Origin of the sequence: Microbacterium lacus (genome assembly GCF_002812805.1) — a bacterium.
GTDB lineage: Bacteria > Actinomycetota > Actinomycetes > Actinomycetales > Microbacteriaceae > Microbacterium > Microbacterium lacus_A.
Map to the genome: position 1 here is coordinate 1 of NZ_NMUM01000040.1, position 21,433 is coordinate 21,433.

The following is a 21,433-nucleotide window of genomic DNA, read 5'->3' on the forward strand; positions in this document are numbered from 1 at the left end:
CTGTGATCTATCAGGACATCTCTGACGGTTCTGGATCAATAGATCTCTGACGTTTCGGGGTCGTTTGGTCCTGACACTTCTGCCTCGATGTTTGGGGGATGAGTCGTGTTGAGCCTGTTGATCCTCGTGTCCGTCTCGCGATCGTGCAGTGGCCTTCGGATGCGCCGCGCGGGTCGGTGACGACGTTTTGCCGGGAGCATGGGATCTCGCGGGAGACGTTCTATGCGATCCGGAAACGAGCGGCGGTGGATGGGCCCGTGGCAGCGTTGGAGCCGCGATCGAGGCGTCCGAAGCAGAGCCCGATGCGGCTCGCAGAGAATGTGGCGCAGCAGGCGGTGGCGGTGCGGGCGGCGTTAGAGCGATCCGGCCTGGATCACGGCCCGATCAGTGTTCACGAGAAGATGCGGTCGCTCGGGATGGCGCCGGTGCCCTCGACGGCGTCGCTGGCGCGGATCTTCCGTGACGCGGGAGTAGCGAAAGTCGAACCGCGGAAGAAGCCGAGGGCATCGTTTCGCCGGTTCGTCTATCCGGCCCCGAACGCATGCTGGCAGTTGGACGCGACCGAGTATGTCCTCTCGGGCGGTCGGAAGTGTGTCATCTTCCAGCTCATCGATGATCACTCTCGGTTCGCAGTCGCCTCTCACGTGGCCTGGGGTGAGACGTCGGAAGCGGCGATCGCTGTTGTCCGGAAGGGGATCGAGGCTCACGGTGTTCCGCAGCGACTGCTCAGCGATAACGGGGCTGCGTTGAACCCGTCCCGTCGAGGCGTGCTGGGCCAGCTCGTCTCGTATGTGACCTCTCTGGGGGTCGAGCCGATCACGGGCAAGCCCTATAAGCCGACCACGCAGGGCAAGAACGAACGCTTCCACCAGACCCTGTTCCGGTTCCTCGATAAGCAACCCCTCGCCGACACGCTCGAGCAGTTGCAGGCTCAGGTCGACGTCTTCGATCTGGTCTATAACACCGAGCGTCCGCATCAAGCTTTGCCCGGTCGAATCACCCCGCAACAGGCATGGATAGCGACGGCGAAAGTCGAGCCACCGCGCCCCGCGCCGCGACCCGCGACTCTGCCGGCAGATGACGGGATCCGGATGACACGGGTCCGAGACAACGGCACGGTCTTCGTCCGCGGCATCCGATTCCACATCAGTCGAGCCCTCGTCGGCGCGATCGCCTACGTCGTCGAGGAAGACACCGAACTGCTCGTGTTCGATTATCAAGGCACCCTGCTCATCCAGCAGCCCTGGCCCGCACCCGGCACGAAGTACGTCGGCAGCGGCAGACCCCGCGGGCGCGGCCGCCCCACCGTCTGAGTGTCAGAGATGTCCTGACACATCAACTGTCAGAGATGTCCTGATGCAGAATCGTCAGGCATGTCCTGATACATCACACGATCCATCAAGACATCTCTGAAAGTCGTGCCCACATTTTGCCCACACTTGGTCGAGATTCACCCCGATCGAACCCATTTGAGACCCGCCAAGGAAAGCGAAAATTCCGCGTAATCACGCGGTTTTTGCCGAATATCGCGACACAGTCGAAACCGCCCGCCTGAGTTCGACTCCCGCCGTCGCGTCTAGGTTCGACAGGCCGCAATGCCTCCCGACGTGGGATCACACCCACACTCACCACTCGGTGAGCGTCCATACCTCCGGTCGCCCCGCCGAGCCCTGCACGTCGGCGAAGGCCATCGCTGAGAGTTTCAGCTCCGCCATCGCCTCCTCGTCCTGCCCTTCGGCGTGCAACAGGTCGGCAACGTGCGAGTGCAGGGCCGCGAGGCGGTGTCGATCACCCTGGCGTTCAGCGAGTGCGAGGGACTCACGGGCGGTCTCCAGCGCGAGCGGACCGGCACCGGCAGCCGAGAGTGCTCGCGAGAGGTTGTTGAGCGCAGCGATCAGCAGATCGACGTTCTCAGCCGCACGCGCCCGAGCCACGGCGTTCTCCAGGTGATGCTCCGCGAGCACGACCTCGTTGTTGGAGAGGGCGATCATGCCGAGCACGTTGTCCGCCTGCGTGCGTGCCGCATCGTCGCCTGACGCCACTGCAGCGTCTTCGGCCGCGTGCGCCGTCTCCCGCGCCCGAGCGATTTGGCCCCTCCTGTGAAGCACGAGAGCGAGATCGGCTAGCGCACGCGCTCGTCGACCGCGCGGCCCGCCGGCGGCGGCCAGGTCGCGCGCCGACTCCAGATGCACCTGCGCGAGCTCCCAGTCGCCGAGTCGGTCGTACACACCCGCAATCGCATGCTCGATCTCGGATCGACGTTCCGACTGACCCTCTGCCAGAGCAGACGCCTGGTCGAGCGCCGATAGTGCCTCCTCGTAGCGGCCGAGCCGCACCAGGGCGGCGCCGATCGCCGTATGCACCTCGATGCCGCGCCGACCCATGGCCAAGGCCGCCCGCAACTGAAGGATCGACTCCTCGTACGCGGACACGCTCGCCGATTCCGCGGCGGACGTCACGAACCACGTCGCCGCCTCCTCTTCCCGCCCCGAGGCAGCAAGGTGCTGGGCCACCGAACCGGCCGGTGTCGCACGCGGGTCAATGGCATGACGACGCGCGTAGATATCGGCGACACGCGCATGGAGGAGCCGGCGCCGGGCCAGGGACAGCCCCTGCAGCGCCGCGCTGCGCACAAGGTCGTGCGGCACGTCATACCCGGGGGTGTCGGTGTGTTCCACGAGTAGGCCGCGAGCGACCGCCTCTTCGATCGCCTCGACGGTCTCGGTCTCGTCCCTCCCGCTCACCGCGCGCAGCACCTCGGGCGGCGCGACGGCGCCGATCACGACGGATGCCGTGACCATCTGTCGTGCTGTCTCGGACGCGCCCGCGAACCGAGCCGCGACAATGTCGCGTACCTGATCCGCCTCCGCCTCGGTCGGCGCCGCGGCCACCTCTCGCACCAGCAGCGGAATGCCGCGAGTGCGCCGCAGAACCTCGCTCGCGTCGAGGCCGCCCCCGGTGAGTACGGCGATCTGTCCTTCATCGAACGGCTGAAGCTGCAGTGTCTCGCCGCGTTCGGCGACCGCCTGCTGGAGCGGCCCTTCGGTGAGTCCCGGCGCCCACGCGACGACGAGAAGAAAACCCGGCGGCAGCCGTCGGGCGAGATAACCCAGCAATGCCGCCGACGGGCGGTCAAGCAGTTCCGCGTCATCGACGACGAGAAGCAGCGGGCCCTCGGTCGCGAGCTGCTCGACGGCAGCGCGAACGGCTTCGTGCACCCGCTGCAAGTCGCCCGGGGTGCGAATCGTCCGCGGTGCAGCTCCGTCGATCTGGGTGGCCAGGGCAGCGAGCGGCGCTGCGGATGAACCCATCATCGCCGGCAGGTTCGGCTGGAGTAACAGCAACGATCGCACGAGGTCGTTCGCAGCCGCGTACGCCAGCGACGCCTCGGACTCCCGAGCGGCGATCCGAATGGCGCGGCGGCCGGCGTGACCCGCAATCGTCGCCGCGAGTGCGCTCTTTCCGAGCCCAGGCTCGCCGACGATGCCGACGAGACGCCCAGACTCCGCCACCTCGCGCCACGCATCCGTCAGGCGAGCCAGCTGCACGTCACGCCCGATGAGCTTCGTCGGCGGCGGCGCGGGTACCTCCGACACGACGGCTGTCTGGCGCTGCTCGGCCGAGGCATGTGCCGGCGTGGGCTGCGCGAGTCGGTCGGCGCGGATGTCTTCGTGGAGTGCAAGTGTCTCGGGCAGAGGAGGCACTCCGAGCTCGCGGTCCAGCAGCCGTACCAGACTCCGGTAGGCCTGCAGGGCCGCGGGTCGGTCGCCCGCCCAGGCTGACACCCGGATCAAGTCGGCGTGCGCAGGTTCCGACAGCGGCTCAACGTGGACGCGCCGCCGGGCGTACTCCAGCGCGTCCGGCCAGGACGCGCGCTCGACGGCCGAAACGACGAGCCGGGCAAGAGTGCGCGAGAGCTCGTCCCGCAGCTCCTCGGCGACCCCCAACATCCAATCCTCGAAAGGCGGGCTGTCCCGAAGCGAGAAGCCTTCGAGAAAGTTGTCGGCTGCAAAGCCGGCCGCGCGACGCCAGTCCGCGACATGTGGCGAGGCGATGAGCGTACGGAACTCAACGACATCGCAGTCCACCGCCCCGGCATCCATCCCGACGCGATCGGCGTGCACGACCAGAGCCGGGCCGACCGCGGCCGCCACCGACAGCGTCCGCCTCAGAGTCGCGCGAGCGCGCGACCGCTCGAGATCGGGCCACAGCAAACCGGCGAGCGCCTCACGCCCGAACTCTCGCCCCGACACCGCCAGCAGGGCCAGCAGCGCGACCGCCTTGCGCGTGTCGAACCGCACCTCGGCATCGTTCCGCCACACCCGCGGCGGTCCGAACAGCTCGAGCCGCACCGACACGATCGCCCCCTCGTGCATACCGTAATGCCAGAACGGGGCCCAGCGCGTTCCGAGTTCTCGAATTGCGCGTAGCCGTAACGCTTTCGGAACGCCCGCCGGAGCATCATCGTTGCAGTACCGGTCGCTGTGCGGGCTTCCGGTCGAGGAGGATCCGATGACCGACACGCTGGAGACGGCGGCGCAGACGCCCGCCGACCCACCGGCTGGCGTCGCGCACGACGCGCCGAGCGGAGCCGCGCGCCGACGCCGACGCGCGGAGAAGCGCACGGCTGCGAAGGCCGCGCGACGCCCTGAACTGGGCCCCGCTCCTTCCCGCGCGCGCCGCATCGACATCGAGATCGATCCCGGCGACCCGCTGCTGGTGTACCTGCAGTCCGCGTCCGGCCCGGTCGAGATCGGCGCCCTACCCGCCTACTCTTCCGCCGTCGCGAAGATGATCGCGCAGGAGGTGCAGCTGGTCGTGCCGCTCGTCACCAGTGGCGAACTCGTCGGCATCCTCGCGCTCGGACAGCGCCTGTCCGAGCGGACCTACTCCCGCAACGACCGCCGGTTGCTGGACAGCCTGGCGCGCTACGCCGCACCCGCGCTGCGTCTGGGGCAGCTGATGCGGGTTCAGGAGCGCCAGGCGCGCGAGCGCGAGCGCATCGAGCAGGAGCTGCACGTCGCCCAGCTCATTCAGCAGCAGTTTCTGCCGGCCGAGCTGCCCGAACTCGGCGGCTGGACCGTGGCGGCGTTCTACCGACCCGCCCGCACCGTCGGCGGCGATTTCTACGACCTCATCGAGCTGCCCGACGGTCGGATCATGGTCGTCACGGGAGACGTGACCGACAAGGGCGTGCCGGCAGCGCTCGTCATGGCGAGTACTCATGCACTGCTGCGCTCGACGGCGGCCGTCGTGACCTCTCCCGGGGAGGTGCTGCGTCGCGTGAATGAACTGCTGATCCCGCAGATTCCGACCCATATGTTCGTGACGTGCCTGGTATTGGTGCTCGACCTCGAAAGCGGGCGCACCCACTTCGCGAACGCCGGGCACAACCTGCCCTACGTGCGACGCGGCGACGACGTCGTGCAGCTGCACGCCCGCGGGATGCCGCTGGGGCTGATGTCCGGCAGCATCTACGAAGAGCACGAGACTGTGATCGGCCGTGGTGAGATCGTCCTGCTGTACAGCGACGGCATCACCGAGCAGCACGATTCCGCCGGCGAGATGTTCGGATTCGGGCGCACCGCGGACCTCGTCGCCGGCGCCGGGACGGGCCAGGAGCTCGTCGACGGCGCGGTTCAGGAGCTCGGCATCTTCTCCACGGGTGTCGAACAGGAAGACGACATCACCCTCGTGACACTTCAACGAGGCCGTCGCGGTGGAGCCGCCGAGACCGTGTCGTTCGCGGTGGCGAGCGTGCCGGGCAACGAGCGGGACGCGATGGACCGTGTTGCATCCATCGCGGCGCATGCGCTCGGAGGGGCGCGTCTGAACGCGCTGAAGACCGCGGTGAGCGAGACGGTGATGAACGCCATCGAGCACGGCAACCGGGGGGATGCCACGCTCGATGTGCTCATCGCGGTCCGGCGCACGTCCGACTACGTGACCGTCGAAGTCGCCGACTTCGGGCGCGGACTCCGGCGCGATGCCGAAACTCCCGACCTCGACCTCAAGCTCGCCGGCTTGCAGACGCCCCGCGGGTGGGGCCTGTTCCTCGTCCGGGAGCTCGTGGACAAAGTCGAGGAGTTCAGCGACGGCGACCGCCACGTCGTCCGACTGGCGATGCGTGCGGACGGGAGGGATGCCGCGGGCGGCGTCCAGAGGAACGGAGGGAACCATGAGCCTGAGTCATGAGATCCGGCGACGGGGCGACCGCGTCGAGGTCGTGCTGGCGGGCAGGATCGATCGGGATGCGGCAGACGCCCTCGACGCGGCCTACGCCGCGGCATCCCTCGACTGCCCCGCATCGATCGAACTCGACTTCACCGGCGTCGACTACATCAACTCGACGGGGATCGCTCTGATCGTCGGCGTCCTGGCACGTGCGCGCGCGCAAAGCGTCGGCGTCCGCGCTTCGGGTCTCACAGAGCACTACCGGCACATCTTCGAGATCACCCGATTGAGCGACTTCATCGAAATCGTTCAGCCGGTGGAGAGTTAGGAGGACGATATGGCGCCCGCAGCGATCATGGACGTCACGCACCCGGCTCCGGAGACGGCGGCGATCACGATCTCGGGCGATGTCACCGCAGCGTGCGAAGACGACCTCATGGCGGCGCACGAGCGCGCATCCGACGGCGGCGTGAAGCTCGTCGTGCTCGACTTCTCGGGCATGAACTATATGAACAGCGGCGGCATCGGCATGCTCGTCACGCTTCTCGTCCGTGGACAGCGCCGACAGCAGCGCATCGCGGCGGTGGGATTGACCGAGCACTATCGGCAGATCTTCGAACTGACCCGGCTCGATGAGGCGATCGCCCTCCACGATGACACCACATCTGCGATTGCTGCGTTCGCAGCCCAGGGAGGATGACCATGGTCGAGCACAGCGATGCGGTGCCGCGGGACGCGGCCTATTGGGCGAAGTATGTCGAACGCCTGGAGGTGAGCGATCCCACCGAACCGCACGGCTACAACCTCCAGGGCAGGCGCGTGGCAGGCCCGATGAACGGGTTCGGTCGACTGTGGCAGCGCACATACACTGCCGACCTCGGCACCGAGGTGAGTCCCGAGTCACTCGTCGCCGACTGGCGAGCGCACTTCGGGCAGTATTGGCCGAGGATGGGCCGCTTTCACGGTTCGATCTCGGCGATCGAGCCCGGCGATGTCACAGCCCTGACTGCGGGTGGGGTGACGTCCGGGATCTTGGTCCTTTATGCCGACGACACATCGTTCACCTTCCTCACTCCCGAGGGTCACATGTTCGCGGCGATGATCACGTTCTCTGCCGCGATGGATGCCACGGGCCGAACGATCGCCCAGATCCGCATGCTCCTGCGCTGCTCGGATCCTCTCTTCGAGAGCATGTGGCCCCTTGCCCGTCGCGGCGAGGACGTCTTCTGGCCCGGGGTCCTGCGCAACCTCGCGGCCGCGCACGGCCTGCCGGACGTTGCGGTCGGCGAGCACACGGTGTGCGTCGACCGACGGCGGCTCTGGGCGAACTGGACCAACGTGCGCCACAACGCCGGCATCCGCACGCTCACCCACACCCTGTCCGCGCCGTTCCGACCGCATCGCACCCGGACTTCTGTCCGATGAAGCTTCGCGAGGCGGTTCGCCGAGGGGGCATTCTGGCCCTCTTCGCGGGCTACCTCGCGCTCTGCATCCTCACGATCGTCATGACTGGCGAGAGCTGGACGCTCGCCGCATGGGGCGGCTTCGCAATCGTCGGAACCCTGCTGCTCCTGCGACGTTCGGGTAACGCGATCGGGCGAATCCTGCTCGGCATCGCCTTCTACTGGAGTCTGTACGGGGCGTTCGTCATCCCGGGCGTCGCGGCCGCACTGCCAGTCGGAATCGAGCTGGGCCTTACTGTCTTCGGCTACGCGGTGTGGCTGCTGCTGCCGGTGCTGGTTGTCGTCTTCCCGAGCGGAAAGATCACGACGAAGCTCGGACGCTTCGTGGCCGGCGCGGTAGCGGCCGTCGCACTGACGGTGATCGCAGCTGCTCTCGTCGCGTCCGGCGACCTCGCATTCTCGGGGAGGGTGAATCCTCTGGGTGTTCCCGCTCTCGCGACGGTGTCGGCCGTGGTGACGGGAGACGAGTCGTTCCTCGCCGTGCCCATCGTCGGAGCGGCCGCCCTCGTGGAGCTTGTCATGCGGTGGATGCGGGCGGACGGCGTCACGCGCCTACAGTTCCGGTGGCTCGCGTATGGAACGGCGATGACCGTCGCCATCCTCGGTCTCACCCTCGCCTTCGACGATGCGCCCACCGTCATCGGGACTGTGATGACGCTCGGCATCAACGCGATCCCGATCGCGATCTGGATCGCCGTGACGCGCCACGGACTGTACGAGATCGGCCGGGTCGTCTCGCGCACCGTCTCGTACGCACTTGTGACGGCACTCGTCCTCACCGTCTATGCCGGCGTGGTGACGTCCGTGAGCTGGATGCTCCCCCAGCTTCCGACGGTGGGTGTCGCGCTGGCGACCCTCGCGGCGGCTGCGCTCTTCCTGCCATTGGTCCGTTTTGTCCAGCGCCGCATCGACCGGCGATTCGACCGCGAGCACTTCAATGCGCAGAAGACCGTCGACGCATTCGGCGAGCGCCTGCGCACGGGTCTGGATCCCACTGCGACCGGCGGCGATCTCATCGGCGCGATCGAGCGAACTCTTCAGCCCAGGGTCCTGGGACTGTGGACAGCAGAAGGTTCGCGATGACAGGCGCCGCGCCGCGCCGCGCGCTTCCCTTGGCCGCCGTCGTCGGTGCGCTATTGGTCGCGGCCGCCATCATGATGCTCATCGCGGCTGTGGCTTCCGGACTGCCGGTCGAGAACGTTCCGACTGTCGTGGTGACAGCCGTCGTCACGACGCCGTCGATGGTCCTAGGCGTGCTGCTGCTGATCCAGCGACCGAATCTCTGGGTCGGCGCGCAACTGGCGGCTCTCGGCAGCGTGCCACTCATCACAGCAGTCTGGACGTTCCCCGCTTGGCTCGCCGGGACACTCTGGCAGGTCGTGCCGAACGCGATCTCGTGGCCGTTCTGGCTAATCTCTCCACTTCTGCTGGCCTTCACCTTCCCCGACGGCCGGGCACTCTTGCCCCGGTGGCGACCGGTGCTGTGGGCCGTGCCGCTCACCGCCGCCGCGTCGATCGCGGCGATACTGCTGGCGCCGTCGGAATGGGAATACTCGGGTCTCGAGCCGCCGCCGCTTCCTCCCGAGTCGGTGACCTCCGCGCTCTCCACGGCATGTCTGGCCGCGCTGCTGTGTCTGTTCGCGCTAGCCGTGGTCAGTGTGTTCCTGCGATATCGACACGGAGACGGCATCGTGCGGCTCCAGGTGCGGTGGCTCGCGCTCGTATTTCTGATCCTGCCGATCGGCATGGTGGCCGCGCTCGCAAGCGTGGCCCTGGTCGGCGAGGCCGCGCTGATCGGCTCGGTCTTCCTCGGCGCGGCTGCGCTCGCGCTTCCGGTGGCTGTATGGGTCGCCGTGAGCAGGCATGGTCTCTACGAGATTGGTCGCGTCGTTTCACGGACGGTGTCGTACGCGATCGTCACAGCCCTGGTGATCGGCGTGTATGTGACGGTGGTCACTTCGGTCACGTGGCTCCTGCCTGGGGTGCAGACGGTCGGCGTAGCGCTCGCGACTCTCGTGGCTGCCGCCGTCGCCCTCCCCGTGCTGCGTATCATCCAGCGCCGCATTGATCGCCAGTTCGACCGCGAGCACTACGTTGCCCAAAGAGTCGTCGACGATTTCGGCGAAAGCCTGCGCACGGGAACCGACCCACTGACGGCCGCCGAAGACCTCACCAGCGCGGTCGAGCGGACCTTGCAGCCCGTGGCGATCGGCGTCTGGACCACGGGACCTCGATCATGAGGAGAGGAAGTGGCTACCGCGGTGATCGCGCTCTCGCGTGGCCGGCATTCCTGGCCGCCGCGGTGGTCGTCGCGATGCTCATTGTGACGATCGTTGCCTCTGCGGCCGCCGGACGCCCCGTGGCGGACGCCGCGCCCTTCCTCATCCTCCTGACGATCTTCGTCGTGGTCGGCTGGCTGCTGTCGTGGAAGCGCCCGCGCAACCCGATCGGTTGGCTGCTCCTGCTGATCCCCGGTCTGTTCACGATCGGCACCCCCGCGACGCTTCTCGGCGAAGCCCTGGTCGATCACGCACCCAGTGTCTCTGCGTGGCTGTTCTGGTACGGCTACGACCGCGAGGACACGTGGAGCTGGTTGCCCCCGATCGGACTCCTGCTCACCCAGATCCCGCTCCGATTCCCCGACGGCGCGGTGCCGACGCCGCGATGGCGCTGGTTCTCCTGGTACACGATCACCACGCTCGTCCTCGCAAGCGTCGCACTGTCGACGCTGTCGGTCGAGGTCTATCCCGGCATCCCGAACCGGGCGCACGTGCCCGCACTCGTCGAGAATCCGCTCACCATCCTGGTGTCGTTCGGCGCTCTGGCGATCGCCTTCGTCGGCTCCCTCGCCTCTCTCGTCGTACGCTACCGGCGCGCGGGCACCGTCGAACGCGCGCAACTGCGATGGATGCTGTGGGCAGTCGGGCTGGCCGTCGCGATCCTGATCACGAGCTGGGTCACACCCGACCCATGGATGGGGATCACCGGCATCGTGCTTGTGTCGTACGGGCTGATCCCCGTCGCGATCGCGATCGCCGTACTCCGGTATCGCCTGTACGAGATCGACCGGATCATCTCGCGCACGGCGACATACGCCATAGTCACAGCCGTCGCCGTGGCGATCTACGCGGTTATCGTGACCTCGGTCGCGTGGCTGCTCCCGGACGCCACCACCCTCGGCGTCGCGCTTGCGACTCTCGTCGCAGCGGCGGTGTTCCTCCCCGTTCTGCGCGTGTCTCGCCGCGTCCTCGACCGCAGGTTCAACCGTGCGCAATACGATGCCGAGCGCGTGGTCGATGCCTTCGGCGAACGACTCCGGACACGAGCGGATCCACACACCGCGGCATCCGACCTCACTGCGGCCGTGGAACGCACGCTCGAGCCATCCGTTCTCGGCCTCTGGACCCGCGAACGAAACGAGTGAGCCCCGATCATCGACCGCTGTGAACCGACGTGCCCTCTCCCGGAAGATCGCCCATGAGATCAGTGATGCCCTCGGACCCACGAGCGGCTGATAAGCGAACCAGCCGAACGAAACGGGGGTGAGCAGCCCGACCGCAACGAGGTGCCGGCCGTCGGCTAGCCTTCCGGAATGACGAATTCAGCTCCGGTCGACGACATCTCGATCGGCGGCGACATGATCCGCCTCGGTCCGTTCATGAAGTTCGCGGGACTGCTGGACTCCGGTGGCGAGGTCAAAGAAGCGATCATCGACGGTCTGGTGACGGTGAACGGTGACGTCGAGCGTCGTCGGGGGCGCCAGCTCCATGTCGACGACATCGTCGAGTTCGGCCCGCGCACCGTCCGCGTGTGCCCGTAGCGCTGAACCACGCGGCTCAGGACTCCGACGGCGCCATCGGCAGCGCGAGTCCGTAGTTCCACGACAGGATGGCCGGCTGCTCGCGGTAGTAGCTCAGCACCGACACCGACCCGGCATCCAGGGTGATCTGGGCACCGAAACGGGGAGCCATCCGCAGGTAGACGGCCGTCAGGATTCGCAGGAAGTGGCCGTGCGCGACCAGCGCGACATCCCCGTGGGTCATGGCCGGCAGCACACGCGTCAGCACCCGCGAAGCGCGTCCCGCGACCTCTTCAACCGTCTCCCCGGGGGTCTTGCCGCGGATCACACCGTGCGTGAATGCGCTCCAGTCGTAGCCGAGTTCGGCACGGATGTCTCGGGTCGTGCGCCCTTCGAACCCGCCGTAGTCCCACTCGACGAGGAGGGGATCGACCTCGGCGTTCAGACCCGCTAGCTCTGCCGTGCGCCGAGCCCGCTCGAGCGGCGAGGTCAGGATCAGCGAGAAGTTGTAGTCCGCGACCAGCTCACCCGCACCTCGCGCGAGGTCCTCGCCATGCGCAGTGAGCGGGATGTCCGTCAGGCCCGTGTGTCGGCCGAGCTTCGACCACTCGGTCTCGCCGTGGCGGAGCAGGACGAGCTTTCCCGAGGGGTTGTCCGGGGCGGGGCGATCGGGCAGCGGATCGTTGATGGGCACACCGCAACCCTAGAGCCCAGGACGATTCGAGGTCGCGCCGAGAGCTGACGAGATCGCGCGGCCGGCCGTCACCCGACGCCGAGGATTTCTTCGAGGCGGGCGATCGGGTCGTAGAGGCCCGCATCGAGGATCCATCCTCATCCCGGGCCTCCGTGCCCGATTCTTAAACGGTAGCCACCCGTGGCGGCACCACCGGGCCCGTCCGATGTTCACGAGATGGCGACGTTCGGTGGTCGCACGCGATCACGGCGGATGCGGCGCGCCCGGCGGACATCCGAGAGGTTCGGCACCCATTCGACCCCCGGAAAAGGCGTCATGAGCGCACTTCTGCACCATCGGCCCTCTCGGATGTACGCAAGCGCGCTCGAACGACGGCCGCAGCACGACTAACCCGCTCCCGGCACCTCAGGGGGTTCCTCGTCGCGCCTCACCTCGTACGTGAAGTCCCCCGAATACCCGTAGATCTCACCCATCACGGGGGCGAGGATGCGCAGTTCCACGCGCTGGGCCCCAACCGGGAGCGCCTGCTCCGTGAGAAGCACCCGGACCACGCGAGGCAGGGGCAGGCGCAGACCCCACAGGCGCAGAGCGAGTCGCTCGCTCTCCATCCGCAGCCGGCCTTCCGAGACGCGCATCGAGAGCTCGACCTCGATCTCGCCCTTCGCCCCGATGCGATCAACGAGTCGCTCGCCGTCGATCCGCATCACGTCGCGCATCGCCCGCGTTCCGTTCACGAATTCGAATGTGCGTACCGCGCTCAACGTGCCATCCGGATGCGGGATGTTCCGGACGGAGAACGGCACATCCGCGCCTTTCTCGGCGAACGCGATCCCGCGCCGCGCGAGCACGGCGAACAGGGGCCGAAGCGCTCGTACGCACAGGCCCGCCACACGGTAGCGCCCCGAGCCGACGCCCACGAACCCCTCCGGTATGAGGCCGAAGTACCTCTGCAGCTGTGGATCGAGCGCGCCGAAGTCGTCGCCCAGAACGCGCTCGTAGACCGATACCCCGGGGGAGCCGCCTTCGACCGAAGCCCGTTTACTGAACATGTTCAGAACGGTAGTACAGTTTTGGCATGAACACGAAGCGCTCACCCGTCGCGGTCGTCCTCGGGGCATCCGGTTTCATCGGGAGCGCCGTCGCCGACGCGTTCGTCGCGGATGGGTACGACGTCCGTCTCGTCGGTGGTCGCTCCGATGGGCGGTGGACGGACGCAGACACGCTCCGTCGAACTGTCGCAGGCGCGGACGTGGTGGTGAACTTCGCCGGAAAGTCGGTGAACTGCCGCTACACAGACGCCAACCGGAACGCGATCCTCGAATCCCGCGTGCGAACGACGCGCGCCCTGCGAGAGGCGATCGCGTCGGCCGAGAATCCTCCGCGCGTGTGGCTGAACGCGTCGACCGCAACGATCTACCGGCACGCAATGGATCGGGCGAACACCGAGAGCGACGGCGAGATCGGATCGGGATTCTCCGTCGATGTCGCGACCTCCTGGGAGCGAGAGTTCTTCGCGGGCACGCTCCCCCACACGCGCCGCGCCGCGCTGCGGATGGCGATCGTCGTCGGCGACGGGCCAGCGGCTCGGATGCTGCTGACGATCGCGCGGTTGGGGCTCGGTGGACCCCAGCACGATGGATGGTGCCCACCGCATCACCGCTACCGAGGCATCGGCGTTCGCCCGACCGGGCAGGACCGCGCGCCCTGGTATCGCACCCGCGGGCGCCAGAAGTTCAGCTGGGTACACGTTGACGACGTGGTCGGCGCGATCCGGTTCATCCGCGACGACAACAGGCTCAGCGGCCCGATCAACATCGCGTCCCCCCGGCCATCCGACAACCGCACACTCATGCGAACCCTGCGTCGCGTTGTCGGTGCACCCGTGGGGGTCCCGACGACCAGGTGGATGCTCGAGCTGGGCATGATGGCACTTCGCACCGAGCCCGAACTCATCCTGAAGAGCCGATGGGTGACCCCCCAGACACTCACCGATGCGGGCTTCACCTTCGCCCATACCGATCTCGAAGCGGCACTGGTCGACGTGCACCATGGTCGCCGTGCCCACCGCTCGAACGCCACGGAGAGGAGCGCGGATGTCTCGTGACCTACCGGCCCGAAAGGGAGAACAGACCCGGCAGAGAATCCGCGGTGCGGCGCTTCGGTCGTTTCGCGACAACGGCTACGACGCGACGACGGTCAGGAAGATCGCCGAAGAACTCGGGATGTCCGTGGGAGCCACCAACTACCACTTCCCCTCGAAGAACCACCTCATTCAAGAGCTGTATCTCGACGTGCAGGAGGCGCACCGCGCGGCGGCCGAACCGGGACTGACGGACGAGAGTCGGCTGATCGAGCGCCTCCGGATCGCGTTCTCGACCGGTCTCGACCAGCTCACGCCGTACCACGCGCACGCGGGCGAGTTCCTGTCGGCCGCGGTCTCGCCGCGCTCGCCGATCAACCCGCTGTCGACGGAATCGGCCGAGGCTTTCGCGATCGTGGAGGACCTCTTCGCACAGGCGGTGAACGGTGCCGCGAGCACCGGTCTACCCGATGACATCCGTTCGCTGCTCCCTCGTGCGCTCGTGCTCGCACACCTGCTGCTCGCGCTGTACTGGGTCTACGACACGTCCGAGGGCCAGCGCCGCACGCGGAGCCTCCTCGATCGCGGGCTCAAGCTGTTTGCGCGCCTTGTGCCCCTGACCCGGCTGCCCGTCCTGCGCGGGGCCGTGCGCGATGCTCTTGCCCTCGTCACAGAGGTGCGCGCCTGACGATCACGTCGGCGAATGCCGCGCACCCGCACCGAGATGGCCACGCGTGACCGCGACGAGCACGATCGCCGTGAGCCCGAATCCGATGAGCACGGGAAGTAGTCCGTATTCGTTGAAGATCGGCGCGGGGAAGAGCGGAGCGGCAACCCGGTTCGCGAAGGTGTTGAACGATGCGTGCATCAGAATCATGATCAGCAGGCTGCCGCCGACGTGGTTGAAGACCCAGGTCATGATGACGGTGAGCGCGATGATCATCGCACCGAACATGACGATGTTGGCGACGGTGGGAGGAGTCCATACACCGCTCCAGAACAGCGGGAGGTGCCACGCCGCCCACACCGCGCCGAGGATGAGGCTCCCCCACAGCGGGCCGTGGCGCTGTTGCAGGCGCGGCAGCGCGAAGCCTCGCCATCCGGGCTCCTCCCCGAGTGGACCGCCGAGGAAGAACGTCAGAACGAACGCCATCGGATAGGCGGCCAGAGCGACGAAGGCCGCGGGGTCGAACCAGGACAACGCGCCGGGGACGAGCACGGCACCGAGCAGCACGATGAGCGGTATCCCGAGGAGAACGAATGCGTACCACAGCACGCCGACCCGCCAACGGACGAACCGTCGCAACAGGCCGGCGACGCCTGAGGTGCCCTCGATCAACGCGGTGACGACGAATGCCCCGAGCAGGGGACCGAACGTGGCGGCAATGATGGAGATCGCGACGACGGGCGCGGGAAACGGCGCGATGAAACCCTGCGCCGAAAGCGCCACCGGCACCTCGATGAGCCACGAGAATCCGAAGGCAACGAGCAGATAGCAGGCGAGGGAGTGGCGCTGCGCGATACCGCGCGCTCCGGCTCGCGGTGTTCGCGTCGAATCGTCGGTGACCGCCATCCTGCGTTCCTCTCCGGGCACGCCCACGGCGCGTGACGCGCTCAGTTTGGCATCAGTACCGCTCGCTACGCCATCCGGACACCGCGCGCGATCCGCGACGTGCGCGGCCGGATGCTCTTGCCACAGAACCCCGGGCTATTCGCGCGGAACAACGAGTCCCGATTCATACGCCACGACGACGGCCTGCGCTCGGTCACGCAGGTCGAGCTTGTTGAGCATGCGGCTGACGTGGCTCTTCACGGTCTGCTCGGCGAGCACGAGCTCACCGGCGATCTCTCGGTTCGAGAGACCTCGCGCGACGAGCGTGAGCACATCGCGCTCGCGGGGAGTCAGCGCGTCGAGCGAGACGGGCTGCGCCGGCGGCGTCATGGTGCGAACGAAGTGCTCGATCACCCGCTTCGTGACGGCGGGGTCGAGCAGAGCGTCGCCTCGCGCCACGACCCGAACCGCTGCGGCGAGGTCATCCGGGAGGGCGTCCTTGAGAAGGAACCCACTGGCCCCCGCTCGCATCGCCTCGTAGACATAGTCATCGATATCGAATGTGGTGAGCATCAGGATGCGTGGGAGTGAACCGTGCCTGGCCGCATCGTGCTCAGACAGGATGCGGCGCGTCGCCTCGATGCCGTCGAGGTGGGGCATCCGGACGTCCATCAGGATCACATCCGGCTGCAGCGCGCGAGACATTTCGACAGCCTGCACGCCGTCCGCGGCCTCCCCGATCACCCGGATGTCGCCGGTGGCGCCGAGCAGGGCGGAGAAGCCCGCGCGCACCATGGCTTGGTCGTCGGCGATGAGGACGCGGATGCTCATTCTCCCTCCGATTCGGATGAGACATGGAGGGGAAGGACGGCGTGGATCTCGTACCCACCGTCTCCGGTCGGGCCGAACGACAGCGTGCCGCCGACACCGGCCGCACGCTCGCGCATACCGAGCAGGCCGCTGCCCTCGGTGGTGGGCGGGTGGGGCTGGCTTGTCTGCTCCGTGCCGGGTCGATTCGCGCCGGATCGATTCCTGACCCGCAGATCGAGATTCTGGTCGCGGTGCACCCGCACCTCGACCGCGGCACCGCGCGTATGGCGCCGCACATTGCTCAGCGCCTCTTGCACGATGCGGTAGGCGCTGAGTCCGACAGCCTCATCGACTCCCTCGTCGGAGAGGGAGTCGGCTCCCCGCAGGCGAACCTGGAGCCCGGAGCGCTGCGACTGCTTCACCAATTCGGCGATGCCCGAGAGCCGGGGTTGAGGGGTGCGGGCGATCGGGACGTCCGGCTCGCGCAGCACCCCGAGCAGCGAGCGCATCTCGGTCAGCGCCTTGCGGCTCAGCGCGGCGATCTCGTCGAACTCGTGTCGAGTGGGGGCGTCCACCTGGGGCAGACGCGCCTGGGCGCTCGTGGCCTGGATCGTGATGGTCGACATGCTGTGCGCGACGATGTCGTGCAGCTCACGGGCGATCCGTGTCTTCTCCTCGGCGACCAAACGCCGCGCGCGCTCATCCTCGGTCAGCCGACGCTCACGCACCAGCTGCTGGCTGACTGCCTGCCACTCGCGCGCCAGGTTGCCGACGGCGAGGGCGATCCCCCCGATGCAGGCGAAGACCACGAGATTGGCCGCCACCGATTCCTGATCGCGCGACGGGACGACGAGAAGCGCAAGCACACCCGACAGCGCGACGACCCCGATCAATGTCCCGGCGCCGAGCAGCCAGCTGGCGCGATATCCCAGAGCGGCCACGACCAGAGCCTGGGTGATCATCGTCGTCACCGCCCACGGCCAGGGCGCCTCTCCGGCGTGGGCGGAACCCATGATCACCGGTGCCCCGGCGATCGAGAGCATCGCGGCGACTCGAGGGCGGATCAGCGCGAGGGGGAGCGACGCGACCTGGGCGAGCACCCCGACGAACAGCACCAGCAGCAGGCCGTCGTAGATGCTGGCGCCCAGGGCGACCGAGACCACGACGAGGGCGATCGCCGCCGCTGCCGCCGCAATGCGCAACCACGCCTCGCGGCGGCGGGAGAGCCTGGGGGTGACCATGCCGAAATGGTACGCGGCCGAAATGGTACGCGGACGAAATGGTACGCGGACGAAAACCGTCACGCGGCCGAAATCGGAGCGCCCGCGTCAGCGCAGCTGGGTCGACAGAGGGCAGTCGAAGGGATCGGCGTACTTCAGCCCGACCTTCTGCAGGTACCTCAGCACGATCCGGTACGACCCGACCAGGGTGGTCTCGGTGTACGCGATCCCCTCCGCGGCACAGAAGGCGCGCACGACGGGTCGGGCCCGGCTCAGGTTCACGCTCGGCATGCTGGGAAAGAGGTGGTGTTCGATCTGGAAGTTCAGTCCGCCCATGCCGGTCGCCACCAGCGGGCCACCGCTGATGTTGCGCGACGTCAGTGTCTGCCGGCGCAGGAAGTCGATCGACATGTCCTTCGGGATGATCGCCATGCCCTTGTGATTGGGGGCGAAGCTGCCTCCCATGTAGACACCGAAGATCGCGAGCTGCACCCCCATGAATGCAAGTCCCATCAGCGGCCCCGCTGCGAGCAGAACCACGATCGGGAATCCGATCAAACGGATGGCGAGCAGCGCCGCCTCCAGGCCGCGGGCCTTGACGGGTTCGCGGCCGACCACGGCCTTCACCGCATTGATGTGCAGGTCGACCCCGGCGAGCGTGAGGATCGGGAAGAAGAACCAGTGCTGCCGCGCCATGATCGCCGCGCGCCAGCCGGTGTGCTTCGCAGCATCCTCCTGTGTGAAGACGATGGCACCAGGCATGATGTCGCCGTCCTTACCGACCTTGTTCGGGTTCGCGTGGTGCTTGGAATGCTTGTTCATCCACCACCCGTAGCTCAGGCCGACCAGCAGGTTCCCGAAGATGCGCGAGACCCATTCGTTGCGTTTTCCCGAGGCGAAGATCTGCTTGTGCGCGCCATCGTGCGCGAGGAAGGCCGTCTGGGTGAACAGCACCGCGAAGAAGACCGCCACCAGAAGCTGCCACGGTGACGAGCCCAGACTGAACAACGCCACGAATCCGCCGACATAGCCGGCGAGCAGGATCAGACTGCGAACGAGATACCAGCCCCGGCGGCGCTCCATCAGCCCCATGCCCTTGATGGTGCTCGCAAGTTCGGCGTAGGTGCTGCCGTTGCGCTCCTGCGCTCCCCCGGGCGCGACCCGTCGCGGAACCGTGGTGCGCACGCCTGTCGAGGTCGGACCGATCCCGGTCGCGCGGTCAAGAGTCCCCTGAGTAGCCATATCAAAACGCTACGGACAGCCTCCCTCGAGCGCGTCCCGCCAGGGAGCGTATTCGACCCGCTACCCCGGTAGCGGGTCAGGCCTGGCGCCAGTCATCCGATTCGATGTGTGACCCGGCCTGGGGCCCCATCTGCAGCATCCCGCCGTCCACGGCGTATGAGGCACCCGTCACGTACGACGCCGCGGGTGACGCGAGGAACGCGACGACCGCAGCGATCTCGCCGGCATCGCCCGGCCGACCGAGCGGTACACCCGGACGATCCGTGCCTCGCGGATCCTCGTCTTCCTGCCCGGTCATGGGTGTCACGATCTCGCCCGGAGCGACCGCGTTGGCCGTGATGCCCTCGCGTCCGAGCTCGAGGGCGATGGTCTTCATGAGGCCGCCGAGACCGTGCTTGGCAGCGTCGTACGCCGCCGAGCCGACCCGGGGCTGATGCTCGTGGACGCTCGTGATCGCGATGAGTCGGCCGCCGTCGCCCCCGACCATGTGCCGGGCTGCGCGCTGCAGGCAGACGAAGGCCCCCTCGAGGTCGACGCTCACCGTGTGGCGCCACTGTTCGAGGGTCAGGTCGAGGAACGGTGCGGTGTCGCCCGTACCGGCGTTGTTCACGAATACGTCGAGCCCACCGAGTTCGGCGGTCAGCTCGTCGATGACGTCGCCGCACGCGGGGATGTCCGAGGTGTCGAGTCTGCGCACCACCGCCCGCCGACCGAGCGCCTCGACTTCGCGTGCGGTGCCGCGGGCGCCTTCCTCATCCGAGTGCCAGGTGACACCGACGTCCATTCCGGCCGCGGCGAGCGCGACGGCGGTCGCCTTGCCGATACCCGAATCGGAGCCGGTCACGATTGCGCGAGTGGGTTGGAATGTCATGCACCGAGGATCGTCCGGACGAAAACCGTGCGGTACGGGGTTGACAGAGTCTGTGCAGGTCCCGACGCCTCTTTCTCCTCCCGTGCGACCGCGATTGCGAGACGTCGTGAGATGTGAGAACTCTCATCTTTTCGCCGCGATTTCGGCGTGATTCGGGGGCTTTTCGGGGATCGGATGTCGGTGGCCGTCCGTAGAGTTTCGAACATGCATTCGAACATTGATGACGTCGAAACGACGGGAGTGGACGCGATCGCGCGCGAACTCGCCGGAGAGGGCATCGACGCCCGGCGCGCGAACGCGCGTACGGAAGCCGCGCTCGCGCGAGTGTTCGCGAAAGCCGCGCACGTCGGTGCGCGGCGGGTCGCGGAACTGGCCTCCCCCTCCTCCCGCGAAGCAGAACTGCCGTATCGTGCCTTGGCCGCAGAGCTCGGTGCCGCGATGAACATGTCCGATCGCACCGTGCAACGCCGCATGAACGACGCCGCCGTGTTGGACGAGTCGTTCCCCGCCACGTTCGCGGCGTGGGAAGAGGGACGGATCACCGGTGCGCATGTTGCGGTGATCATGGAACACGGACTACCCCTGACGAATGTTCAGGCGCGGGCGGAGTACGAACGCGAAGCATTGGCTCGGGCGGAAGGAACGACACCCGGGAGGCTCGGGGCATCGCTGGCGCGGTTGGCGGAGTCCTTGCAGCCGCGTCCGCTCGCGGAGCGCCACAAGGAGGCACGCGCGTCACGGGGCGCGTGTGTACGAGACATCGGCGACGGGATGGCGGAGTTCATTTCCACCCAACCCGCGGTGCTGGCGCATGCAATGCACGACCGCATGACGCAGCAGGCCCGAGCGTTGAAGAATGCAGACCCGACCGACACGCGAACCCTGGACCAGATCCGGGCAGACCTGGTAGCGGACATGCTGCTCACCACGACACCTTCCGTGGAAACGGGTGCCGGTCTCTCCGACGGGGTGGGCGGTCTGGGCGCGATTCGCGGGATCGTGAACGTGACCGTCCCGGCTCTCGCACTGGCGGGGGTGACGGACGAGCCCGCCGAGCTCGTGGGACGGTGTCCGATCGACCCCGACACCGCCCGCGCATTGGCCGGACACGCCACGGGATGGGACCGGGTCCTGGCTGATCCGATCACCGGGTGCGTGCTCGCCGTCGACCGGTACACCCCTTCCGCCGACATCAAACGATTCCTCCGGGCGAGGGATCAGCACTGCCGATTCCCCGGGTGCCGGCAACCCGCACACCGGTGCGATCGGGATCACACTCTCGACTACGCGCTGGGTGGTGAAACTGCCGTCTGCAACCTGGCGTGCCTCTGCAAACGACACCACACGCTGAAAGGCGAAACCGCCTGGACGGTCCGGCAACTCGGCGGCGGAGTCCTCGAGTGGACCTCACCCGGTGGCCACGTCTACATCGACAAACCGCCCTCGGCGATCCACTTCGTCCCCAATACGGATCCACCGCCGTTCTAGCGGCACACCGCTGCGCGCCCTCGGTCACTGAGCTTGTCGA

General features: G+C 67.5%; 20 protein-coding genes. 12 read left to right on the plus strand and 8 right to left on the minus strand.

Annotated elements, in window-relative coordinates; genetic code table 11:
* Positions 1 to 98 precede the first annotated feature (98 nt).
* Positions 99 to 1,313: an IS481 family transposase gene (locus tag CGU34_RS13225; RefSeq protein ID WP_036301396.1), complete on the plus strand. Its 1,215-nt coding sequence runs from the start codon at positions 99 to 101 to the stop codon at positions 1,311 to 1,313.
* Between the two features lie 312 nt (positions 1,314 to 1,625).
* Here the strand turns inward: CGU34_RS13225 and CGU34_RS13230 are convergent, their stop codons facing one another.
* Entirely contained in the window at positions 1,626 to 4,358 is a 2,733-nt protein-coding gene (locus CGU34_RS13230) for an ATP-binding protein (RefSeq protein ID WP_158497553.1), read from the minus strand.
* A 154-nt stretch (positions 4,359 to 4,512) separates the two neighbouring features.
* On the opposite strand from CGU34_RS13230, the gene CGU34_RS13235 reads away from it, so the two are divergent.
* From CGU34_RS13235 to CGU34_RS13275, 8 genes are all read left to right on the plus strand, one after another.
* Complete coding sequence (locus CGU34_RS13235) at positions 4,513 to 6,195, plus strand: ATP-binding SpoIIE family protein phosphatase (RefSeq protein ID WP_051514092.1); 1,683 nt, start codon at positions 4,513 to 4,515, stop codon at positions 6,193 to 6,195.
* On the plus strand, positions 6,179 to 6,502 hold the full coding sequence (locus CGU34_RS13245) for an STAS domain-containing protein (protein WP_036301401.1): 324 nt from the start codon (positions 6,179 to 6,181) through the stop codon (positions 6,500 to 6,502). Before CGU34_RS13235 ends, CGU34_RS13245 begins: the two co-directional genes overlap by 17 nt.
* Before the next feature lie 9 nt (positions 6,503 to 6,511).
* Entirely contained in the window at positions 6,512 to 6,874 is a 363-nt protein-coding gene (locus CGU34_RS13250) for an STAS domain-containing protein (protein WP_036301403.1), read from the plus strand.
* Between the two features lie 2 nt (positions 6,875 to 6,876).
* Positions 6,877 to 7,599 (plus strand): hypothetical protein, encoded by a 723-nt coding sequence (locus tag CGU34_RS13255; protein ID WP_036301405.1) that lies wholly within the window; start codon positions 6,877 to 6,879, stop codon positions 7,597 to 7,599.
* The gene (locus CGU34_RS13260; RefSeq protein ID WP_036301408.1) at positions 7,596 to 8,720 is read left to right on the plus strand and encodes a hypothetical protein; all 1,125 of its coding nucleotides are present in this window, start codon (positions 7,596 to 7,598) and stop codon (positions 8,718 to 8,720) included. Before CGU34_RS13255 ends, CGU34_RS13260 begins: the two co-directional genes overlap by 4 nt.
* Positions 8,717 to 9,877, plus strand: a complete 1,161-nt coding sequence (locus CGU34_RS13265; protein WP_036301411.1) for a hypothetical protein — start codon at positions 8,717 to 8,719, stop codon at positions 9,875 to 9,877. Before CGU34_RS13260 ends, CGU34_RS13265 begins: the two co-directional genes overlap by 4 nt.
* Positions 9,874 to 11,061 carry a hypothetical protein gene (locus CGU34_RS13270; protein ID WP_036301412.1) on the plus strand — a complete coding sequence of 396 codons (1,188 nt, stop codon included), beginning with the start codon at positions 9,874 to 9,876 and terminating at the stop codon, positions 11,059 to 11,061. The genes CGU34_RS13265 and CGU34_RS13270 overlap by 4 nt, the downstream gene beginning before the upstream one ends.
* A 168-nt stretch (positions 11,062 to 11,229) precedes the next feature.
* Positions 11,230 to 11,457: an RNA-binding S4 domain-containing protein gene (locus CGU34_RS13275; protein ID WP_036301414.1), complete on the plus strand. Its 228-nt coding sequence runs from the start codon at positions 11,230 to 11,232 to the stop codon at positions 11,455 to 11,457.
* Between the two features lie 16 nt (positions 11,458 to 11,473).
* On the opposite strand, the gene CGU34_RS13280 is transcribed toward CGU34_RS13275, so the two are convergent.
* Together CGU34_RS13280 and CGU34_RS13285 are read right to left on the minus strand one after the other, a co-directional pair.
* Positions 11,474 to 12,130 (minus strand): histidine phosphatase family protein, encoded by a 657-nt coding sequence (locus CGU34_RS13280; protein ID WP_232711676.1) that lies wholly within the window; start codon positions 12,128 to 12,130, stop codon positions 11,474 to 11,476.
* A gap of 386 nt (positions 12,131 to 12,516) precedes the next feature.
* Complete coding sequence (locus tag CGU34_RS13285; RefSeq protein ID WP_051514096.1) at positions 12,517 to 13,179, minus strand: DUF4166 domain-containing protein; 663 nt, start codon at positions 13,177 to 13,179, stop codon at positions 12,517 to 12,519.
* A 26-nt stretch (positions 13,180 to 13,205) separates the two neighbouring features.
* Here CGU34_RS13285 and CGU34_RS13290 point away from each other — a divergent pair, with 26 nt between their 5' ends.
* Positions 13,206 to 14,234 carry an epimerase gene (locus CGU34_RS13290; RefSeq protein WP_051514099.1) on the plus strand — a complete coding sequence of 343 codons (1,029 nt, stop codon included), beginning with the start codon at positions 13,206 to 13,208 and terminating at the stop codon, positions 14,232 to 14,234.
* Complete coding sequence (locus CGU34_RS13295; protein ID WP_036301417.1) at positions 14,224 to 14,898, plus strand: TetR/AcrR family transcriptional regulator; 675 nt, start codon at positions 14,224 to 14,226, stop codon at positions 14,896 to 14,898. Before CGU34_RS13290 ends, CGU34_RS13295 begins: the two co-directional genes overlap by 11 nt.
* A 3-nt stretch (positions 14,899 to 14,901) precedes the next feature.
* Here the strand turns inward: CGU34_RS13295 and CGU34_RS13300 are convergent, their stop codons facing one another.
* From CGU34_RS13300 to CGU34_RS13320, 5 genes are all read right to left on the minus strand, one after another.
* A complete protein-coding gene (locus CGU34_RS13300; RefSeq protein WP_051514102.1) occupies positions 14,902 to 15,783 on the minus strand; it encodes a CPBP family intramembrane glutamic endopeptidase in 882 nt (293 codons plus the stop codon).
* A gap of 135 nt (positions 15,784 to 15,918) precedes the next feature.
* On the minus strand, positions 15,919 to 16,593 hold the full coding sequence (locus CGU34_RS13305; protein WP_036301420.1) for a response regulator: 675 nt from the start codon (positions 16,591 to 16,593) through the stop codon (positions 15,919 to 15,921).
* Positions 16,590 to 17,813: a sensor histidine kinase gene (locus CGU34_RS13310; RefSeq protein ID WP_036301442.1), complete on the minus strand. Its 1,224-nt coding sequence runs from the start codon at positions 17,811 to 17,813 to the stop codon at positions 16,590 to 16,592. The genes CGU34_RS13305 and CGU34_RS13310 overlap by 4 nt, the downstream gene beginning before the upstream one ends.
* Positions 17,814 to 17,900: 87 nt before the next feature.
* On the minus strand, positions 17,901 to 19,034 hold the full coding sequence (locus CGU34_RS13315) for a fatty acid desaturase family protein (protein ID WP_081766454.1): 1,134 nt from the start codon (positions 19,032 to 19,034) through the stop codon (positions 17,901 to 17,903).
* Between the two features lie 76 nt (positions 19,035 to 19,110).
* Complete coding sequence (locus CGU34_RS13320) at positions 19,111 to 19,905, minus strand: SDR family oxidoreductase (protein ID WP_036301423.1); 795 nt, start codon at positions 19,903 to 19,905, stop codon at positions 19,111 to 19,113.
* 204 nt (positions 19,906 to 20,109) lie between these two features.
* Here CGU34_RS13320 and CGU34_RS13325 point away from each other — a divergent pair, with 204 nt between their 5' ends.
* Complete coding sequence (locus tag CGU34_RS13325; protein ID WP_157811317.1) at positions 20,110 to 21,393, plus strand: HNH endonuclease signature motif containing protein; 1,284 nt, start codon at positions 20,110 to 20,112, stop codon at positions 21,391 to 21,393.
* The last annotated feature ends 40 nt before the right edge of the window (positions 21,394 to 21,433 follow it).